The following is a 19,187-nucleotide window of genomic DNA, read 5'->3' as shown; positions in this document are numbered from 1 at the left end:
TGGGCCGTGCTCAAGGAAGAGATCGGCACCCGGATCTGGCCCGACCGGGCGACCGCCCGCGCCGACGTGTTCACGTTCATTGAGACCTTCTACAAACCGCGCCGCCTGCGCAAACACGCTGTGTTCGGGTACCTCACACCCCACGAGACGCGTCAGCGGTTCCGTAACGCCCAAACACTCGCAGCGTAGAAGAAGAGTGTCCAGGATCACGGGGAAACTTCACCGACGCCAAAACGCTCGTAGCTGCGGGCTGCGGCGAACCCGACGACCCCGAGCTGACCCAGGCGCTGGCCGACATGGCCGAGCACCAGGCCCACGCCCGCATCCAGGACGCCTGCGACAAGGCCGACGCCGCAGGCGCCAGCGCGACCATGATCGCGCTGGCCGCGAAGATGAAGGCCCAGGACATCGTCGACGAATACCGCACCACCGCACTGCGCACGCTCGGCCGCGAGATCCAGGTCGAAGCCGAAGCCCGCAACGCCCACGCCGCGCAGATGCGCCGCCGCCACCTCCACCCCTCCATCGAGGACGCCAAGCAGGCCGCCACACAGGCCGCGGGGGAGGCCCGCCGCCGCACCGCCGAACACCTCCTCACCCAGCGCAGCAACGCCTGGCTCGCCACTCACGCACCCACCCCAGTGCTGGTGGAACCGGCCTGCGATGACCTGCCCACTGTCTACGAGGTCGGCGCCGCCCAGGCCCGCGCGGCCGTGGCTGCACACCCGGCCCAGGACAACCATGCCGGCGAGCGGGTGTCCGCCGGGCGCAGCAGGCGCCTGCTGCGCCCAGAGCCCGACGCGCTGCAGGCCGCCGCAGACGCCGAGGAAGCCGCACGGCTGCGAGCGCAGATCACCGCTGAGATGCCCGACCTGGCCGCCATCACCGCCGCCCACCATGGAGCCACCTACGACATGCCGTTCCGAGCAGGCGTCGGTACCCACTCGTGACACGATGGAGCGCAAGCGACGACGGAGTGCTGAACCGGCGGCACCGGAGCACCTCGAACGCAGGAGCAGCAGCGCGCTTCATTGCAGACACGAGCGGGCCGCAGCTGAGAGGTAAGACTGCATGGCCCTTGGCCGGACGGTGGGTGGGCCGGACTCTGCAACAGCGGCACCACGGCTTTCGAAGGAAACCCAATCCAGGTCGACTTTCGGTACCGTGAGACACGGGATTAGCAAGCTGGGCCGCCAACCGGTCGCCAGTCCCTCTGCCCCCTGGACTGTCGATCCAGGTCCTGTTTTCCGCCCGCCAGGAGACCGACATGAACGCTCAGACTCCGAACACCAACGGACGTGAACTGCGCATCAGCGTCACAGACGACGTCTACGACGAGCTCCAAATCCTCGCGGCCAGCGAGCACGTACCTGCCGAGGAGTACGCTGCCCGCATGCTCGCCGACGAGGTGGCTCGTGCACGATTCCTCGCCGGCGCAGAGGAGTTCATCAGCGAGCACGCCGCCGGATTCGCTGAGCGCTTCGGCTCGCACACCACTGGAGACAAGGCCGCGTGATCTTAACCGTCGACCTGAGCTGGCTCCTGCAGGCCGCCCAGGAGCAGCTCCCCGGGGATCCCGCCGTACTCGATTACGGAGCTCTGGAAGCCGCCCGAGCCCGGCATTGCGCCGTCGTGATGGGCACCACTGTCTACCCAGAGCCGCACCACCGGGCTGCAGCGCTCTTGCACTCCCTCGCCCGGCTTCCCGCGCTGGAGCATTCCAACGAGCTGTTCGCGGCTACCGTCGCCGCCGGGTACCTCCGGGCCAGTGGCCGACCCGTGAAGGTGACCACAGAACAGGCCGCAGATCTCGTCGCCCAGAGCGCGTCCGGTCAGCTATGCGTACGCGACATCGCAGCAGCCCTGCGCACATGGACCCACGACGGCTGAAACTCACGTCTTCCTGGTGGGCCCCGACTGCTGCGCCGGATTCGGCCGCCGCGTACGCCGCCAGAAGCAGATGCCCTTCGCCTACAAGACGGCTCAGGAGGCAACACGATGGGACGGAGCAAGGCCCGGAAGACGCGCCGTACACCCGGTGTAACCCCCGCAGAGCGCTTGGCCTGGGAGAAGTTCATGGCCGCCGTCCAGGAAGCGGTCCTCGTCAGCAGCAACATCGAACGACTGCAGGCCGACACCGTCATGGAAGTGGTCGACCAGCTCATCCCCTACAGCGGTGGGCGGCTCGCGATCTGCAGTGGCTCCCTCAACCGCGAACGCCTATCGCGCATCGCCCGCGAGTACGGCATGGGCTACGCCAGGTTCACCCTGCTCACAGCCCTGTTCTATGCCCAGGAAATCGGCGGGTTTCCTTTCCAGGTCAAGGCGATCGAGGAGATCGCCGGAGGCTCCCGCTTGCCCGATGAGCCTCCGCGGCTCTCCTCCGACCTAGCCCTAGACCACTGTGCCGACGCCTCGATGGTCTGCTGCCGGCGATCGAGCCGGCCGCCGTACGGATGCGGGCACTGCCGGTGGAACAGATTCTGGCCCGCCTTGATGACCGATATGAGCTGCTGGCACGCGGGCGCCCGGCTCCGTCGTCCCTGCACCAGTCGTTGCGGGCGGCCATGGAGTGGAGCTACGAGCTGTGTTACGAGCTGTGTTCGGAGCACGAGCGCGTGATACGGGCGGCGGTTGTCGGTGTTCGCTGGAGGGGTCAGACCGAGAGCCGGGCCGTCAGCGAGACCCGCGGCGAGCGCCGGCTACTGTCCTGGAGTCTTGTGTGGCTCGCCCCTGGCGGGGTGGCTTCAGGGGCATCACCCACAGGCGACTGCCTGTCTGCGCGACGCGCTGCGGCACAAACACGGGTACGCCGGGCTGGGCGCGCTCTCGGAGAACTGGTCGCCGAGCGGTGGCACGCCGCAGGCGGAGAGGAGACGGGGTAGCGATCGGCCCGAAGCGACCCGGGTGAGCTCGTCGATGAGCGCCTCCTGGACCAGGGCGCGGGCGAAGCAGGTCCAGGGAGGCGGTGTTCGTCAGGCCCCGGGGCGTGTGCCGTTGATGGCCACGCGCCGGCCGTAGCGGGTGTGCGGGAAGTAGTCCCAGACGGCGTGGTGCTGCACGCAGCGGTTGTCCCAGAACACCAGGGTGCGCGGCTGCCAGCGGACCCGGCAGTGCAGCAGGGGGGTGCGGGCCAGGTGGGCGTAGAGCATCTGCAGCAGCGCGTCGCTCTCGGGCCTGGACAGCTGGGTTATGTGGGAGGTGTACGGGCCGTTGACGAAGAGCAGCTTGCGGCCGGTCTCCGGATGCCGGACCACCACGGGGTGCTCGTTGCGGGGGACGTCGTACTCCGGTGGCGGGGTCTGCCCGGCGGCGTTCCAGGGCAGGGCGCCGTCGTGCAGGGCGGTCAGGCCGTCGAGGAAGGACCGCATGGCCGGGGAGAGCAGCTCGTAGGCCAGATGCATATTGGCGAAGAGGGTGTCGCCACCGCTGCCGCCCTCGGGAACCTCCGTGATGTGCAGCATGGAACCGAGCGAGGGCTCTGCGTCGGCGGTGCCGTCGGCGTGCCAGCCGTTGCCCGCGACCGCTCGGGACTCCTTCGTGGCCTTGATCTCCAGGATGTACGGATCGGAGTTCTCGGCCGCGATGGCCACCGGGTGCAGCTCACCGAAGAGGGCGGCGAACCGCTTGTGCTGCTCGGGCGTGATGTCCTGGTCACGGAAGACCAGGACATGGTGGGTGAGGAACGCGTGCTTGAGCTCCTTCTCCTGCTGCGGCGTCAGCTCACGTGACAGGTCCAGGCCCGCCACCTCCGCGCCCAGCAGGGGAGTCACCGGGTCGACGGAGATCGTCGCATACGGTTCGGCCGGCCGAGTGGTCAGGCGCTCGACGGCCTGCAGTGCGTACTCCTCCATGGAGGTACCTCTTCCGTGAATGGGTGGGATGGGTCGGTCGGACTGTGGGCGGACGGGGCGTTCACCGTCCGCGGCCGAAGGCGAGGTCTGCCTCGATGACCTCGGCGACGGACCGTACGTGGGGCGGGGCGACGAGTGCGTAGTGGTCCGCGTCGACGCGGTGGGTGCGGACGGGCAGCGGCAGGTGGGCGTGCCATCGCTCGGCCGCGGCGGGTTCGGGGGCGAGGGAGGGGACGTCCTGGACGACGCGCTCGGCGAGCCACAGGGTGGTGGGGGTGTGGGCCAGCCGCGGCAGCCGGTGTTCGGCCATGGCCGCCAGGTTGGCCCGGCAGCAGCGGGCGAGGCGCTCGGCGTAGTCGCGTCCGCGTGCGCTCAGAGGGCCGGTGCGGTTACCGCTCAGCTCGCGGGTGAAGACGGCGTCCACCTGCCCGTCGTCGTAGGCGGCCAGGCCGGCGCCGGCGCCGGGCGGCGGCGGGTCCAGCAGGTACAGGCCGTGCACGGGCCGGCCGTTCTCCTCTGCGAGAGCCGCCATCGACAGCGCCGTCCAGGCGCCGAACGACCAGCCGGCCAGGCTCAGTCGTCCTTCGGGGCCGGGAAACTCGCCGCGTAGGGCCTCCAGGTACTGCGCGGCGCGCTCCGCGATCGAGTGCGCGGGCCGGTGCGGGTCGCTCAGCGCCGGGTCGGCGATCAGGCACACCGTCAGCCGGTCGTCGAGCGCCGACACGAGCGGCCGGTAGGCATGGATGTCGCCGCCGACCGGGTGGACGAGGCAGAGCACGTCGCGGCCCTCGCCGCGCTGCCACACCTCGACGTCCACCGGAGCGCCCGGGTCGTCGGTCCGCCTGGCAGCGGCGTCGACGTGGCCGAGGATCTCGGTGAGGCTGACCCGGTGACTGAGCCGGGACAGGTCGATCTCGGTGCCGTAGCGCCGCTTCACCTCATCGACGAGTTCCAGCAACGCCAGCGAGTCCGCGCCGAGGTCGTACAGGGACGCCTCGGCGTCGACCTCGTCCACGCCGAGCAGTTGAGCGACGGCTTCGGCCAGTTCGGCGGTGAGGTCCTCGGGCCCGGAGGCCGGGCCCAGGGCGTGCACGGCCTGGGCCGGGCCGTCGGCCCGCTCCGCGACGGCCGGCCTTTGTTCGTAGAAGCGCCGGGCCTCGGGCAGGGGCGTGGTGTTCACCATCAGGTGCGGCAGTTGCAGGCGCACGGCCTGCTCGAACACCGCCATGCCCTCCCCGGGCGAGAGCCCGACCGCCAAGTGCTCCTGGTGCCGGGCGTCGCGGCTCAGCGCGTCCTGCGCCATGCCGACCTCCCGCCAGATGTCCCAGCCGATGCCCAGGCGGACCGTGCGGCCGCAGTCGTTGTCGGGCACGTACTGGGCGAAGGCGTCCAGGCAGCCGTTGGCCGCCGCGTAGTCGAACTGGCCGACGCCGCCGAACACAGCCGCCATCGACGAGCAGTAGACAGCGTGCGACGGGCGGTGTGCGACGATCAGCCGCTCCATGAGCAGGGCGCCGCGCAGCTTGGCCGCGCTCGCCCGGCGAGCGGCTTCGGCGTCGCGCCGCGCGAGCAGCGTGCCGGCGGCCGTGCCGGCCGCGTGCACGATGCCGGTGAAGCCGTCCAGGTGCGGGGCGAGACGGTCGGCGATCTGGCGGAGATCCTCCGTGGCGAGGTCCGCCTGCACCAGGGTGACGCGGTCCCCCCACCGCTCCAGGGTCGCCGGCGGATCGCCGCGGCGGGCCAGCAGGACGACGCGGTTGTCCGGATGCCGCAGCAGCCGGGCGGCGATGCTGCTGCCGATGCCGCCGGTGCCGCCGAGGATCAGGTGGGTGCCGGGGGTTTGCGCCCAGGGCTGCGGTGCGCACGTCCCGGGCCCGGCGGCGCGGGCGGCCGGCGCGGGGACGGGGTGGACCACGCGGTGCCACCAGAAGCCCTCGCGCAGGGCGAGGGCCGGCTGGGTGATCGTGTGGTCGAGGAGGAGGTCGGGCAGGTACGCGGACCAGGCGGCCGGGTCCGGGCTGTGCAGGTCGGCCCAGCGCAGCGTCGTCCGCAGTTCCTGCCGCGGGACCTCGGTCGCCGCGGCCAGCAGTCCGGCTTCCGGCCGCCGGACGGCGCCGGTGACCGGCTGCGCCTGCGAGGACAGCAGCCACACCCGCGGCCTGTTCCCGGCATCGCCCTCCGGGGTGTCCGCCAGAGCCCGGCACAGGGCGGCTACGGTGTCGAGGCAGGCCCACTGGGCGATGCCCAGCGACTCTTCGCCGACCTCGCCGTCGATCGCGAGGGGCAGCGCGTGCAACCAGTCGACCCCGGCCGCCGCGGCGGTCACGTCGCTCAGCAGGGCCATGAGGTGCCCGGTGTCGGCGGGGTCCGCCTCATAGTGGTCGTCGCCGAGGCGGGCGAGGACCTTCCCGGCCCGTACCCGCACCACCCGCGCATAGTGCTGCTCCAGCGCCCGCCATGCGGCGGGATGCGTCCCGGCATCGGCCACGACCACGGCGGTGCGCCCGGGTGCGGGCGCACCGGTCCGTGCCCTGCGCAGCCGCGTCCACTGCGGCTGGTGCAACCACCGGTCGGCGGGGAGCCGTTGAAGCCGGGCAGCGTCCGGTTCTGCCGCCGATGCGTGAGCGGCCCCGGAGCCCGCCGCCTGCGCGCCGCGGGGGAAGTCGTACTCGGCCATCTCGAAGGCGGGCGGCGGGAAGTCCCAGGGGGCGGTCGCCGGGCCGGCGGGCCACCCGATGGTGTGCCCGGCCGTCCACGCCCCGGCGAGTTCGGCGGCGTCGAGGCCGGTCGCCGGGACCCCGGTCGGCGACACCGGCGTGGCCGACGGCACGTGGCTGCGCAGCCACGTCACGGCCGACTCCACGTCGGGGCAGGCGGCACCAGCCCGGTGTGCGAGCACGGGCCGGCCCGCTTGGAGGTGGCGCAGTACCTGCGGATAGCGGTCCGGGTTGGCGGCAAGGTAGTCGGCGATGCGGCGGGCGTCCGCGCGCAGGGCAGCCGGCGAGCTGCCGGACAGCACCAGGCAGGGCACCGGGCGTTGATTCGCCCCGTCGCTCACGTTCCCCACCCGGACATCGGCGGGCTTCTCCAGCAGCAGGTGGGCGTTGGTGCCGCCGATGCCGAAGCTGCTCACGCCGGCGACCCGCGGGGTGCCCTGCGGCCAGGGTTCGGCCGTGGCCGGTATGCGGAACGGCCCCTTGTCGATCTCGGGGTTGAGACGGTCGAAGTCGGCGGTGGGCGGGATGGTGCCATGGTGGACGGCGAGCACCGCCCGCACCAGCCCGACGATGCCCGCCGCCGCGCCGAGATGCCCGATCTGGCTTTTGACGGAGGACAGCGCGAGCCGTGCGTCGCCGGGCAGGTCGTAGGCCTGGCGCAGCGCCGCGGCCTCGACCGGGTCGCCGAGACGGGTGCCGGTGCCGTGGGCCTCCACGTAGCCGACTTCCGCCGCGGTACGGCCGCTGCGCCGCAGGGCGCAGCTCAGCGCGGCGCGCTGCCCGGCCAGCGAAGGGGCGCTGTAACTCAGTTTGTCAGAGCCGTCGTTGTTCACTGCGGAGCCGGTGACCACGGCGTAGACAGCGTCCCCGTCGCGGCGGGCGGCAAAGAGCGGTTTGAGGACGACGACGCCCACGCCGCTGGCGCCTACCGTGCCGGCGGCGTCCGCGCTGAAGGGCCGGCAGTGGCCGTCCGGGGAGAAGATGTGCTGCGGCCGGTAGGTGTATCCCTCGGTCAGGTCGCAGTCCACGAGGACGCCGCCTGCGAGCATCAGATCGGCGTCGCCCTGGCGTAGCAGTCCGGCGGCGAGGTGGACGCCGACGAGCGAACTGGAGCAGGCCGCCTGCACGGTGAACCCGGGCCCCGTCAGGCCGAGATGGTAGGCGGCCTTGGTGGCGAGGAAGTCCTTCTCGTGGTGCAGAGCCAGCCGGAAGGAGTCGGGCAGCGCCGCGGCGTCGGCCTTGCGCAGCAGGTTCTGGAAGTACGTGTTCTCGCCACAGGCGGCGACGAGTCCCACCCGCCGGGTCCCGGGGTCGGCGACACCGGCGTGCGCGAGCGCCTCCACACAGGCCATCAGCAGGTGACGCTGCTGGGGGTCCATCAGCCGGGCCTCGTACGGGCTGATGCCGAAGTGCCCCGGGTCGAAGGCCAGCAGGCCGTCCATCTGGCTGCGGGCCCCCACCCGGCCGCCGGTCGCCGGGAAGTGCTCGATACTGCGCCCGCCGGAGGTGACCAGGTCCCAAAAGGAGGCCAGGTCGGGGGCACCGGGCAGGCGTACGGCCATGCCGATGACGGCGATGGGTTCACCGGTGGGTTCGGTGCCCGCGCGTCCGCGGTCCCGGATGGTGGGGGACTGGGCAAACGGCCCGCCCGGTACCCGAGGGCCGGGCACGGTGCCGGGCTCCTGTGCGGTCTCGGCACCCGGTCGGCCGGGCCCGCGCACGGTGCCGGCGCAGGACGGTATCGCCTGCGGGGCGGCTGGCCGCGTGGTGTCGGGCGCCGGGCCCGCTGCCCGCCGCTCGTCGAGGAGACCGGCCAGGGCACGGATCGTGACGTGCTCGAACAGCTCCGGCATGCGGAAGGGGAGGTCGTCCTCGCCGGCGCAGCGCAGCTGGAAGCGCATCAGGTCCAGGCTGGTCGCGCCCGCGTCGAAGAAACGCTGCTCCACCGCGATCGTCTTGTCGGTCACTGTCGTGAACAGTTCAGTGAGGCGTTGCTCCAGCGGCGAAAGGGGCACGGCGGGCACGGCGGAGGACCGCAAGTCATACCCGGCAGCGGTGAGCGCCGCCCGGCGGTCCAGCTTGCCGCTGGGCGTGCGCGGCAGCGAGGTCAGGCGCCGGAAGCGGCCGATGCGCACATGGGCCGGCAGCAGTCCGGTCAGATGGCGGGTGAGGTCCGCGAGGTCCGGGTCGTCGCCTCCTACTTGCAGGCAGGCCACGAGTGAGGCGTCCGCCACGGCGACGACCGCGTTGGCGACGCCCGGGTACTGCAGCAACGCGGCCTCGACCTGTCCCAGTTCCAGCCGGTGTCCGCTGAGTTTGATCTGGGTGTCCTCGCGGCCGGCGTAGTGCAGCAGGCCCTGCCGGTCGAACCTGGCGAGGTCGCCGGTGCGGTAGAGCGTGCCGAGTTCGGAGTCGTCGGCGAAGCGGGTGCGGTTGAGGCCGGTGTCGCCCAGGTAGCAGCGCTCGGCCATGAAGCCGCCGATTAGCAGGTGGCCCGTGACGCCGGGCGGAACGGGGTGACCGCCGTCGTCGACCACCCGCAGCACCGCGCCGGCCACCGGCCGCCCGATGGCCGGGCGGAGCGGCCACTCGGCGGGGTCACCCGCCAGGCACAGGCTGCTGACGACATGGGTCTCGGTGGGGCCGTAGTGGTTGAACAGACGGGCCCCGGGCAGCCCGGCGAACCAGCGGCGGATGGCGTCGGTGCACACCAACTGCTCGCCCGCGGTGATCACTTCACGCAGCCGCGACGGGTGGCGGCCGGTGCGCACGCCGTGCTCGGCAAGCAGTTGCAAGGCCACGTACGGCAGGAAGAGGCGCTCCACTCCCCCGGTCTCCAACTGGTCCAGCAGGGCGGGCATGTCCTGCCGCCATGAGTGGTCCACCAGACGCAGCAGTCCGCCGGAGCAGAGGGTGGTGAAGATCTCCTGGAAGGAGACGTCGAAGGACAGCATCGAGAACTGCTGGGTGACGGCGGGCGAGGACAGCCCGCCGTGCTCCCGCTGCCAGGTCAGCAGATTGCACAGGGTCCGGTCGGGCACCTGCACGCCCTTGGGGGTGCCGGTGGAGCCGGAGGTGAACAACGTGTAGAGCGGGCGCAGCGCCCGGTGCGCGGGCGTGGCCGGGGGCGGGACCTGGGGGGCTTCGGTGCACAGCAGCGGATGGCGCGACAGATGGGGCGGCGCGATCACGTCCAGCACCTCGGTACGGTCCGGGGTGACCAGGACGCACACCGGCTCGACCTGGACGAGTACGTGCCGCAGCAGGGCCGGCGGATAGGCGGGATCGAGAGGGACGACGGTCAGGTTGAGGCGGGCTGCGGCCAAGAGCGCCACGACGTGCTCGACCGAGGGCTCCAGATACAGGGCGACGGCGGCCGGGGCCGCGGGGTCGGCAGGCAGGCGGTGGCGCAGAGCCGCGGCCAGGGCGGCGGCCCGCGCGTCGAGTTCGGCGTAGGTCAGGACGGTCCGCCCGGTGGCCACGGCCGAGGCGTCGGGAGTGCGCCGGACCTGCTGGGCGAACCCCTCGGCGACGGTGGCGAAGGCCGGGGCCGGCTCGGGTCCCCGGCCGTGCTCGGGCAGGGTGCGGCGGTATTGCGCCACCAGTTCGTGCAGGGTGACGTCGTCACCGCCGGTCAGCCGGTCGAGGGCCTGCCGGAAGAGGCGGGCCGCGGCCTGGACCCGGTCCGCGCCCAGGTCGTCGCGGTACTCCCACAGACAGTCGAGGCCCGATTCATGCTCCGTCACCGAGAGCGTGAGCAGGCACTTGGCGCCGAGCGGGCGCGGCCAGACCGGCCGGACGGCGCAGCCGGGCAGCCGCAGCGCCGAGAACTCGGTGTTCTCCTGGACGAACAGGAAGTCGAACAGGGGGCCCTGCTCGCGGAACGTGTGGTCCGCCAGGACGTCGGCGAGGGCGACCTCCTGCCCGTCCAGCACCGCGCGGGCCACGGTGGCGTGCCGGTCCAGGTGCGCGTGCAGCGAGTCCTGCGGGTCCATGGACAGGGGCAACAGCACGGTGTTGGCGAACATGCCGACCGCGTCGGCGAATTCGGGCCGGGGCCGGTTCACCACCGGCGCGGCGACGAGCGGCTGCGTCTGGCCGGTCACGCCGTACAGACTCCAGACGAACGCGGACAGCAGCAGCTGAAACCGGGTCTGTCCGCGCTCCGCGGCGAGCCGGTCCAGTGCACCGCGACCGACCAGGTCCAGTGAGGTGCGAAGCAGCCGGGCCGCGGGCCGGGCGGGGGCTTCGGGTGCCTCCAGGCCGGGCGAGGATGCGCCGGTCTGCTCGTAGTGGGTGCGCAGACGCACGCGGTGCCGCTCGTAGGCGGGGCTCGAATGCCAGGCCCGCTGCCAGTGGGCGAAGTCCAGGGGGGTGATGGCGGGGGGCTGGGGGACGGCCGCTTCCCGGCCCTCCCGCTCGGCGGTGTAGGCGTCGGTGAGGTCGCGGAAGAGGATGCCGAGCGACCAGCCGTCCACGGCAACGTGGTGCAGGTGCAGCAGCAGGAGTCCGCCGTCGTCGTCCTGCGGGCCGGGGCCGTCCCGCAGGTCGTCGTACCCAAGTCCCCCGTCCCGGCCTGCGTCGCCCGAGGTGTCGCCCGGGTTGCGGTTGCCGGCCGGCAGCCAGGTCACCCGCAGCATGCGCGCGGTCCGCAGATCGAAGCGGTGGGCGAAGAAGCGGTCGGCGGCGGCGTCCCAGGGTTCGCCGTCGCCGGCTTCGCACGGCTGCCACGGATCGTAGGGGGCGTCCACCTCCTGTAGGAGGCCCTGCGGAGTGGGGACCAGCCGGGTGCGCAGCGCCGGGTGCCGCTCCACCAGCGCGCGCAGGGCGCGGCGGAGGGCCGGAAGGTGCACGGTGCCGCGCACCCGGAAGGCGAGCGGCACGTCGTAGGCCCCGTCCTCGGGATCACGCTCGTGCAGCAGCCACAGCCGCTCCTGCTCGCTGGTGGCCGGGGCGGTGGGTTCCGGTGTGGCAGCAGGGACGGGCGGGTGGTCGCCGCCTGCCGCGTCCGGGGCGTGGACGGCGTCCGTGAGCGCCGCGAAGTCGGCCCGCAGCACAAGGTCCGGTGGCAGGTCCACGGCGAATCGGCGCAGGATCTCGAAGCGGAAGCGCAATGCCTTCAGCGAGTCGCCGCCGCTCGGTATCCAGCGGTCGTCCGGGCGCAGCCCGGTGACCGCGAGCACCTCCTCGGCAAGGTCCAGGATCTCCCGCTGGGCTGCGGTGACGGGCAGGTCGCCCCGGTGCTCGCCGCGCCAGGGGGTGTGGGCGGCGCCGAGCAGGGCGGCCTCGTCCACCTTGCCGTTGGCGTTCAGGGGGAGTTCGTCGACGAGATGGGTGCGGTGCGGCCGCATGTACGACGGCAGCACGGCGGCGAGGTGCCGGTCGTAGGCGTCGAAGGAGAGCTCGTCGCCCAGCAGGAGGAAAGCGAAGAGCTCGTGGCGGTCCGCGTCGTCGCGGCGGGTGCACACACACGCCTGACGCACGGCGGGGTGCGTCAGGATGCGGCGTTCCACCTCGCCCGGCTCGATGCGGAAGCCGCGCACCTTGACCTGACGGTCGGCGCGTCCGACGTAGGTCACGCGGCCCTCGGCGTCCTGGCGCACCAGATCACCGGTGCGGTACCAGCGCTCCTCGCCGCCTCCGTCGCGCGGCAGCCGAACGAAGCGCTGCTCCGTCTCCGCGGGCCGGTTGCGGTAGCCGAGGGCCAGCGCGGGCCCGGACAGCAGCAGTTCGGCCACCTCTCCCGGTTCGGCGGTGCGCCCGTCCTCGGTGCGCAGCAGGAGGTTGGTGCCGGGCAGCGCGGTGCCGATGGGGACGACATCGCCGTCGAAGTCCCGCGGGATGGCCTGGCACAGGGCGAACGTCGTGGCCTCGGTCGGGCCGTAGCCGTTGTACAGCACGGTGGTGGTGCCGGGGTTGGCTTCGTACCAGCGCCGGACGACGCGTGCGTTGAGCTGTTCGCCGCCGATCAGGACCTGATCGGTGGTGGCGAAGCAGTCGGGCACCTTGTCGACGACGGCGTTGAACAGGGACACGGTGATGAACAGCGTGCCGATGCGGCGCTCGCGCAGAGCGGCGGCCAGCAGACGGGGGCTTTGCACCTCGGAGTCGTCGAGGACCACGCAGGTCCCGCCGGTCAGCAGGGGTACCCAGACCTCGAAACTCAGCGCGTCGAAGGCGGGGTTGGACAGGCAGGCGTAGCGGCCGTCCGGGCGCAGCGTCAGATAGCCGGGCCGGGCCAGCCGCAGCACGCCCTCGTCGGTGACTTCGACACCCTTGGGGCGGCCCGTGGTGCCGGAGGTGTAGAAGACGAAGGCGGCACCGCCACGGGCGGGGTGGGGGAATCCCGGGACGCCGGGCGCCGGGACGCCGGCCCGGTCGTCCTCGGCCACCAGCAGGCCGACGTCCATGGCGGAGAGGTGGTCGGGCACGACGAGCCCGTCCGCGGCGTCGTGGACGACGGCTACGGCTCCACAGTCGTCGAGGATGTGCCGTTGGCGCTCGTCGGGGCTGAGCCGGTCGAGCGGCACGACGGTCGCGCCGGCCCGGCGGATGCCGAGCATGACGCACACCAGCCGCCACGACCTGGGCAGGTGTACGGCGACCGGCTGCCCGGGGCGTACGCCGCTCGCGCGCAGCCTGGCCGCCACCAGGCCGCTGACCCGGTCCAGCCGCGCGTAGTCGAGGACAACGGTGCCGTCCTCGACGGCGGGAGCCTCAGGGCTGCGCCGGGCCTGGGCGAGCACGGACTCGGCGAGCGGGGAAGGCGTCTGGTCCGTCGTCGTGGGGGTGCCGCTGTCCGCCGTGTGCGAAGGGGACGGTGCGATCGCCGCGCCGGTTTCGGTGTGCGGGTGCGGGAAGAGACGGTCGTCCATCATGCCCCCCGGGGCGAGAAGGCGTCGATGGGCGAGTCGGCTGCGACCGGCCGGGCGCCGTGGTGGGCGAGTTCGGCGGCGATGATGTCGGCGACACGGGCCGCCTGGGCGTTCTCCAGCATTTCCCAGTGGTCGCAGTCCATGGGCTCGACGCGGAAGCCACCCGTGCAGCGGCGCTGCCAAAAGGCGCGCACCTCCGCGTGAAGCGACGTATCAGCCCCCTCGGGCACGGCCTGGGCGAGCACAAGTCGCGCCGGAGAACTGTCCGGGACATGGTCGCGGGCGGTCATGCGGTTGTGGTTGTAGATGCGGAAGTACCGCTCGACCTGTGCATCGTCGATGCCGGGATACATTCCGTTGAACCTCACGAGCTTGTCGCGGAACTCCGCCATGTCCACCGTGGTGATCGCGGCGCGCGCCGTGGGGTCGTCGGTGGCCTGGGTGTCGAGCAGGACGACGCTGACGTCGGTACGGCCCCTGCGGGCGAGCCGTTGCCCCATCGCGTGGGCGACGAGCCCGCCGTAGGACAGGCCGGTCAACACCAGCGGCCCGGAGCCCAGGGGCTCCAGGAGCTCCAGATAGGCGTCGGCCATCGCCTCGACGGTGGGCAGGGGGGCTTCACCGGGGTTTATGCCCGGGGACTGGATGCCGTACAGGGCGACCGTCTCGGGCAGGAATCCGGCCAGTGGCAGATAGCAGAAGGCCGTGCCTCCGGCCGGGTGGACGCAGACGACGCGCGCACCCGTACCGCCCCGGAACTTGATGACGTTACCCGCGGCACGGTACGCCCCGCCCTCGCGCAGCAGTGCGCCGAGGGCCTCGATGGTCGGCCTGAGCATGATCTCGGCCACGGGGACGGACCGGCCGAACGCCTCGGCGACACCGTGCGCCATTTTGATCGCGGACAGCGAGGTGCCACCGATCTCGAAGAAGTTGTCACCGATGCCGATGTCCGTGTGGAGCAGGACCTCCTGCCATATTCGGTACAGGCCGTGCTCGATGTGGTCGCGCGGGCTCGCCGTGTTGACCTGCTGGGAGGACTGGGCGCGGGCAAGTTTGAGCAGCGCCGAACGGTCGAGCTTGCCGCTGCGGTTGAGCGGGAGGGCAGGCAGGTCGACGAAGACGGCCGGGATCATGTAGTCGGGCAGCCGCTGCCCCAGGGCGGTGCGCCAGTCGTGGACGGTGCGCGCCGGTGCCGCGCCCCGGCCGATTCCGGCGACCAGCCGGGACTGCCCGGTTCCGTCGCGGTCGACCAGGACGACGGCCTCGCGGACGTCGGGCAGGGCACTCAGCGCCGCCGTGATCTCCGCCGGCTCGATCCGGAATCCGCGCAGTTTGACCTGGTCGTCGGCGCGCCCGACGTAGTGGGCCTGGCCGTCCGGCAGGCGCCGGGCCAGGTCTCCGGTGCGGTAGACGCGTTCGCCGGGCAGGAAGGGGTCGGGCAGGAAGCGTTCCTCGGTCAGGTCGGGGCGGTTGAGGTAGCCGCGGGCGAGACAGGCTCCACCGAGGTAGACCTCGCCGACCACACCGGGCGGGACCGGCTGCCTGCGGGAGTCGAGAACATACAGGCGGGTGTTGCCCAGCGGACGCCCGATCGGGCACTGCCGCTCCAGCGGGCGGGGCTGGTAGTAAGCGGTGCTGTACAGCGTGGCCTCGGTGGGACCGTAGCCGAAGCAGATCCTCAGGTCCGGCAGCTGCCGCGTCAGGCGATGCAGCGCGGACTCGGTGAGCGACTCGATCCCGGTGAGCAGGGTCCGCAGCGACAGCCCGCGCAGCCGCCGGGCGGGGTCCTCGTCGATCCACTTCACGTACGCGGGCGGCAGGAAGGCCTGCACGATGCCGTGCTCGCGCATCCAGTCCATCAGTGCTTCCGGGTCGCCGCGCAGGTCCTCGGGGACGATGTGCAGCACGCCGCCGGTGGTCAGCGGCAGCAACAGTTCGTGCACCGAGGCGTCGAAGCCGATGCTGGACCAGGCGGAACCGGCCTCGCCGGGGTGGGAGCCCATACGAGCCTGCCAGTTGGCGAAGAGGTTGAGTACGCTGCTGTGCTCGACCGCGACGCCCTTGGGCCGTCCGGTGGAGCCGGAGGTGAAGATCACGTAGGCCAGCCGGTCCGGCGCGTGTCCGATGCCGCAGGGCGGGTGCGCACTGGCTGCCCCCTCCGACTCGATGGCCGCCAGGCTCAGCCACTGTTCGGGGCGCTGCCCGGCGTCGTGATCGCTCAGCACCAGCGGGCAAGCCGCGTCCTCCACCATGCCGGCGAGCCGGTCGCGCGGTTGGCCCGGGTCGAGCGGGAGAACGGCAGCACCCGCCTTGAGGATGCCGAGGATGCCGACGGCCAGGGCGCGCGAGCGCGTCACGTGCAGTCCGATCACCTCACCGGGGCGTACGGACCTGGCGATGAGTGCGTGGGCGAGGTGGTTGGCCCGGCGCTCGAGCGTCGCGTAGTCCAGGGCACCGTCCCGGCAGACGACGGCCGTCTCGTGGGGGCGTTCGCGGACCTGCGCCTCGAACAGCTCGACGAGTCCGCTCGCCGCCAGGAAGGCCCGCGGAGTCGGAGCGGCGGCGGGCGCAGACCGGGCGGGCTCCCTCGGGGCGGCGGGCTCCAGGACGCCTCCCGTCGCGTCCCAGTCCCTCAGCAGGTGCAGGCGTTCGTCCTCGGCCATCAGCTCCAAGGCGGCGATATCGCGGTCGGGGTGCCGTGCCATGTCCCGCAGAAGGTGCTGGAGGTGGTCCGCCCAGCGCTGCGCCGTCGCCTGGTCGTACAACGACGTGGCGTAGTCCAGGTGTCCCACGACGCCGTCCGCGGACTCGACCGCCACCAGCGAGAGGTCGAACTTGGCGGGAGCGTGCGGTATCGGCAGGGGCTCCGCCCGCACCCCGGGCAGGTCCAGGAGGTTCTGCCGGTCCGGCTGCCAGGCGAACATCGTCTGGAACAGGGGGGTGTGAGCCGCGCTCCGCGGCGGGTTGACCAGCTCCACCACCCGTTCGAAGGGGAGGTCCTGGTGTGTCAGGGCCTCGCGGACGACGGCGCGGGCCCGGGTGAGGGCCCCGGCCGCCGTGGGCGAGCCGGACAGGTCGACACGCAGGGCGAGGGAGTTGACGAGGAAGCCGATCAGACCTGCGGCTGCGGGTCCACGCCGGTTGGCGACCGGGCTGCCGACAACGATGTCTGAACGTCCGGAAAGCCGCGACAGCAGGATCGCCCATCCGGTCAGGACGGCAACGAAGAGCGTGGACTTGTGCCGGCGGGCCAGGGCGCGCAGGGCGGCCGTCGTCTCGGCGTCGAGCCCGAACTCGACCCGTCCGCCCTCGTGCCGCTGTTCCGGTGGCCGCGGGCGGTCGGTGGGCAGTTCAAGCACGGGCGGCACCCCCTCCAGCGTGCGACGCCAGTAGCTTTCCTGGTCCGCCAGCTCACCGCCGAGGACAGCCTCGCGCTGGGCCTGCGCGTGGTCGGCGTACTGCCTCGTGAGCGGCGCCAGCGGGTTGTCGCCGCCGTGCAGCGGCGCCTCGTAGAGCAGGCCGAGCTCTCTCATCATGACGTTCATCGACTGGCCGTCGTAGATGGTGTGGTGGAACGTCAACAGCAGCACGTGGCGCTCGGCGCCCAAGGTGATCAGGCGGCCGCGTCCCAGCGGTCCGGCGGCCAGGTCGAAGGCGGCGCCGGCCTCCTCCTCCTGGAGCGCGGCGAGGCGTGCAGCGGAGTCCGGGGCATGGGTGAAGTCGTCGAAGGCGAGGGCGAATCCGGCACCGGGCGGGTCGATGCACTGGAGCACCTCCCCGCTCCGCTCGATCAGGCGGGTCCGCAGCGTCTCGTGCCGCATGGTCAGGGCGTCCAGGCTGCGCGCCAGGACGTCCCGGTCCAGTGGACCGTCGAGCGCGAAGGCCAGCGGTTCGTTGTACGCCGCGTTCGCGCCCGGCAATTGGGCCAGGAACCACAGGCGTTGCTGGGCGAAGGAGGCCGGCCGGGTGGGTCCCGCCGGACCGCAGCCATCCGGCCCGGCGTCCCCGGGAGCGGGCGGCGTGGTGGCAGCGAGGGCTTGGGGCGTGTGGGGCACCGGCATTACCTGGCTTTCCCGTCGGTGTGACTGTCTGGGGTCGAGGAGGGGAGCTCGTCGGCCTCGGCACCGGTGGATCAACCGCATGGCGAGGCGGAGGGACGGATGCCGTCGGGAGCCTGCCGACGACGCGGTCGCGGTGGCCGGAAACAGAGGGAACGCACGGCTTCATTGCTCCGACCCCGGTACAGTGATACGACTTTGGTACACCCTTCAGCTGTGGATTCCGGCTGCTCTTCGACTCCTGGATCTGCCGGTGAATCGTTACTCGGCTTCCGGGAACCGCGGACACCGCGCAACATGGTTCACGCCCCACCACTCCATGGCCGAAGGGCGAGCGAACGGCAGACGTGTACGCGTTTTCGCGACCTCTGAGACACCGCCGCGATCATTGATCAGCACGATAGGTGCTGTCAACACCCAATTTTCACGGGAGTGCTCCCCAAGGTTACTGCCCCACCAGGAAGTTCTGCGCCCGACCGGCGGATGAGGCAGCGGTTGCCCTCACACCTGCTCGACACGGGACAAGGGGGTGCCATCCACCGTGACGGCCCGCTTTCGCGTCACCGGCCGCAGGCTGTACGCCATAGCCCAGTCGTTGGACTTCGACACCAAAGGCATGTCCAACGGCGGTCCCGAAGCCATCAACGGCGTCATTGAGACGACCTGCCGACTCGCCCACGGCTTTCGCTACTTCACCAACTACAGGATCCGGGTCCTCACCCTCGGCGTTCTCCTGCGAGCGCGGCCCGGGAGCGAGACCGGCCCGCGCATTGCGTGATACGTCCGGCTGGGGTTCTCTGGCCGGGTGAGACGCAGATCCCCGCTTCCTCCTGCCCCGCTCCCCCAGCGTGCCGGTATCGATCCCGTACGGGTGCGGCTGCCCGCCGATCCGGACGGGGTGTGGGACACGGTCCGGGATCATCTGGTGGACCGGTTCCAGGGGGCGATCGGGGCGCGGCGGGTGGACGAGATGCTGGGTGCGGGGCGGTTCGTCGGGGCGGGCGGGGCGCTGAGCGGGGGCGAGCCGTACGAGCCGGGGCGGTACGTCTGGTTCCACCGGGACTTTGCGCCGGAGGTGCCGGTGCCGTTCGAGGTGGCGACCAGGCCCAGCGCGCCAAGCTTGGCCCCTACCCATCGCGGTGCACCTGGGCCACCACGCCCGCGTCGGTAAAAGCACCACACCTAATTGCCACCACTACGACCGCTCCACCGGTGCTGAGCTGCACCAAGCCACCATCACTCTGCTCACGCCACATCGCCTGCCCCAGAGAACCCCCTGTGCATCGCGTGCCTGACGGAAGTCCGCCAGAAACAGAAGCCGGCCTCAGCCGCCTGAGCTGTCCTGGTCGCCGGGGCGCGACTCGGCGGTGATTGCTGCACTGCCGAGAGCTGGCGACGACCTCGACATCCCGGGCCGCGCAGGAGACACGGTCCGCCGGCCAGGTGACCCCCAAGGGGCCGGGCCCCCGCCGGACGGGATGACGGTGGTCTGGCGGACGCTCGATGTCTGGAGTCTCCCCGTAACAGCCCCTCGGCGGCCGCGGGTGGCGCGATGCCCGCGCGGCCGCCGAGCACAGCACCGTGTTAGGGCCTGTGTGTGGTTGTGATCAATCAGTTGCCTGCAGGAGGTCATTGACCCAGATCATCGAGGCGCGGAGGTGGAGGCCGGCGAGGTAGCTC

Annotated in this window: 8 protein-coding genes and 2 pseudogenes; 7 read left to right on the top strand and 3 right to left on the bottom strand. The window is 71.9% G+C overall.

The window, feature by feature from the left end; all coding sequences use genetic code 11:
* The 5 genes and pseudogenes from ACWGJY_RS35620 to ACWGJY_RS35600 all read left to right on the top strand — a co-directional run.
* Window positions 1-189, top strand: a pseudogene (locus ACWGJY_RS35620) (hypothetical protein); the annotation flags it as partial.
* 107 nt (window positions 190-296) lie between these two features.
* The gene (locus ACWGJY_RS35615) at window positions 297-950 is read left to right on the top strand and encodes a hypothetical protein (protein ID WP_453265042.1); all 654 of its coding nucleotides are present in this window, start codon (window positions 297-299) and stop codon (window positions 948-950) included.
* Window positions 951-1,267: 317 nt separating this feature from the next.
* On the top strand, window positions 1,268-1,516 hold the full coding sequence (locus ACWGJY_RS35610) for a hypothetical protein (protein WP_453265041.1): 249 nt from the start codon (window positions 1,268-1,270) through the stop codon (window positions 1,514-1,516).
* Window positions 1,513-1,890, top strand: coding sequence for a fic family toxin-antitoxin system, toxin component (locus tag ACWGJY_RS35605; protein WP_453265040.1), 378 nt, complete (start codon window positions 1,513-1,515; stop codon window positions 1,888-1,890). The genes ACWGJY_RS35610 and ACWGJY_RS35605 overlap by 4 nt, the downstream gene beginning before the upstream one ends.
* Before the next feature lie 186 nt (window positions 1,891-2,076).
* On the top strand, window positions 2,077-2,622 hold the full coding sequence (locus ACWGJY_RS35600; RefSeq protein ID WP_453265039.1) for a hypothetical protein: 546 nt from the start codon (window positions 2,077-2,079) through the stop codon (window positions 2,620-2,622).
* 353 nt (window positions 2,623-2,975) lie between these two features.
* Here ACWGJY_RS35600 and ACWGJY_RS35595 read toward each other — a convergent pair whose 3' ends face one another.
* The 3 genes from ACWGJY_RS35595 to ACWGJY_RS35585 form a co-directional block, all read right to left on the bottom strand.
* A complete protein-coding gene (locus ACWGJY_RS35595) occupies window positions 2,976-3,854 on the bottom strand; it encodes a TauD/TfdA dioxygenase family protein (protein ID WP_453265038.1) in 879 nt (292 codons plus the stop codon).
* Window positions 3,855-3,915: 61 nt separating this feature from the next.
* Window positions 3,916-13,449, bottom strand: coding sequence for an amino acid adenylation domain-containing protein (locus ACWGJY_RS35590; RefSeq protein WP_453265037.1), 9,534 nt, complete (start codon window positions 13,447-13,449; stop codon window positions 3,916-3,918).
* The gene (locus ACWGJY_RS35585; RefSeq protein WP_453265036.1) at window positions 13,446-17,510 is read right to left on the bottom strand and encodes a non-ribosomal peptide synthetase; all 4,065 of its coding nucleotides are present in this window, start codon (window positions 17,508-17,510) and stop codon (window positions 13,446-13,448) included. The genes ACWGJY_RS35590 and ACWGJY_RS35585 overlap by 4 nt, the downstream gene beginning before the upstream one ends.
* A 538-nt stretch (window positions 17,511-18,048) precedes the next feature.
* Here ACWGJY_RS35585 and ACWGJY_RS35580 point away from each other — a divergent pair.
* Both ACWGJY_RS35580 and ACWGJY_RS35575 read left to right on the top strand, forming a co-directional pair.
* Window positions 18,049-18,285 carry a transposase gene (locus ACWGJY_RS35580; RefSeq protein ID WP_453265035.1) on the top strand — a complete coding sequence of 79 codons (237 nt, stop codon included), beginning with the start codon at window positions 18,049-18,051 and terminating at the stop codon, window positions 18,283-18,285.
* Between the two features lie 27 nt (window positions 18,286-18,312).
* A pseudogene (locus ACWGJY_RS35575) lies at window positions 18,313-18,603 on the top strand (pseudouridylate synthase); the annotation flags it as partial.
* Window positions 18,604-19,187 lie beyond the last annotated feature (584 nt).

This window comes from Streptomyces sp. NPDC054765 (assembly GCF_053612065.1).
Note: the sequence above shows the minus strand (reverse complement) of the source record. Positions and strands in the feature narration are given on the sequence as shown.

Bases quoted from the DNA above. Each gene is read 5' to 3' on its own strand.
- ACWGJY_RS35595 (WP_453265038.1), bottom strand. From the start codon at position 3,854: ATGGAGGAGTACGCACTGCAGGCCGTCGAGCGCCTGACCACTCGGCCG.
- ACWGJY_RS35610 (WP_453265041.1), top strand. From the start codon at position 1,268: ATGAACGCTCAGACTCCGAACACCAACGGACGTGAACTGCGCATCAGC.
- ACWGJY_RS35585 (WP_453265036.1), bottom strand. From the start codon at position 17,510: ATGCCGGTGCCCCACACGCCCCAAGCCCTCGCTGCCACCACGCCGCCC.
- ACWGJY_RS35615 (WP_453265042.1), top strand. From the start codon at position 297: ATGGCCGAGCACCAGGCCCACGCCCGCATCCAGGACGCCTGCGACAAG.
- ACWGJY_RS35600 (WP_453265039.1), top strand. From the start codon at position 2,077: ATGGCCGCCGTCCAGGAAGCGGTCCTCGTCAGCAGCAACATCGAACGA.
- ACWGJY_RS35590 (WP_453265037.1), bottom strand. From the start codon at position 13,449: ATGATGGACGACCGTCTCTTCCCGCACCCGCACACCGAAACCGGCGCG.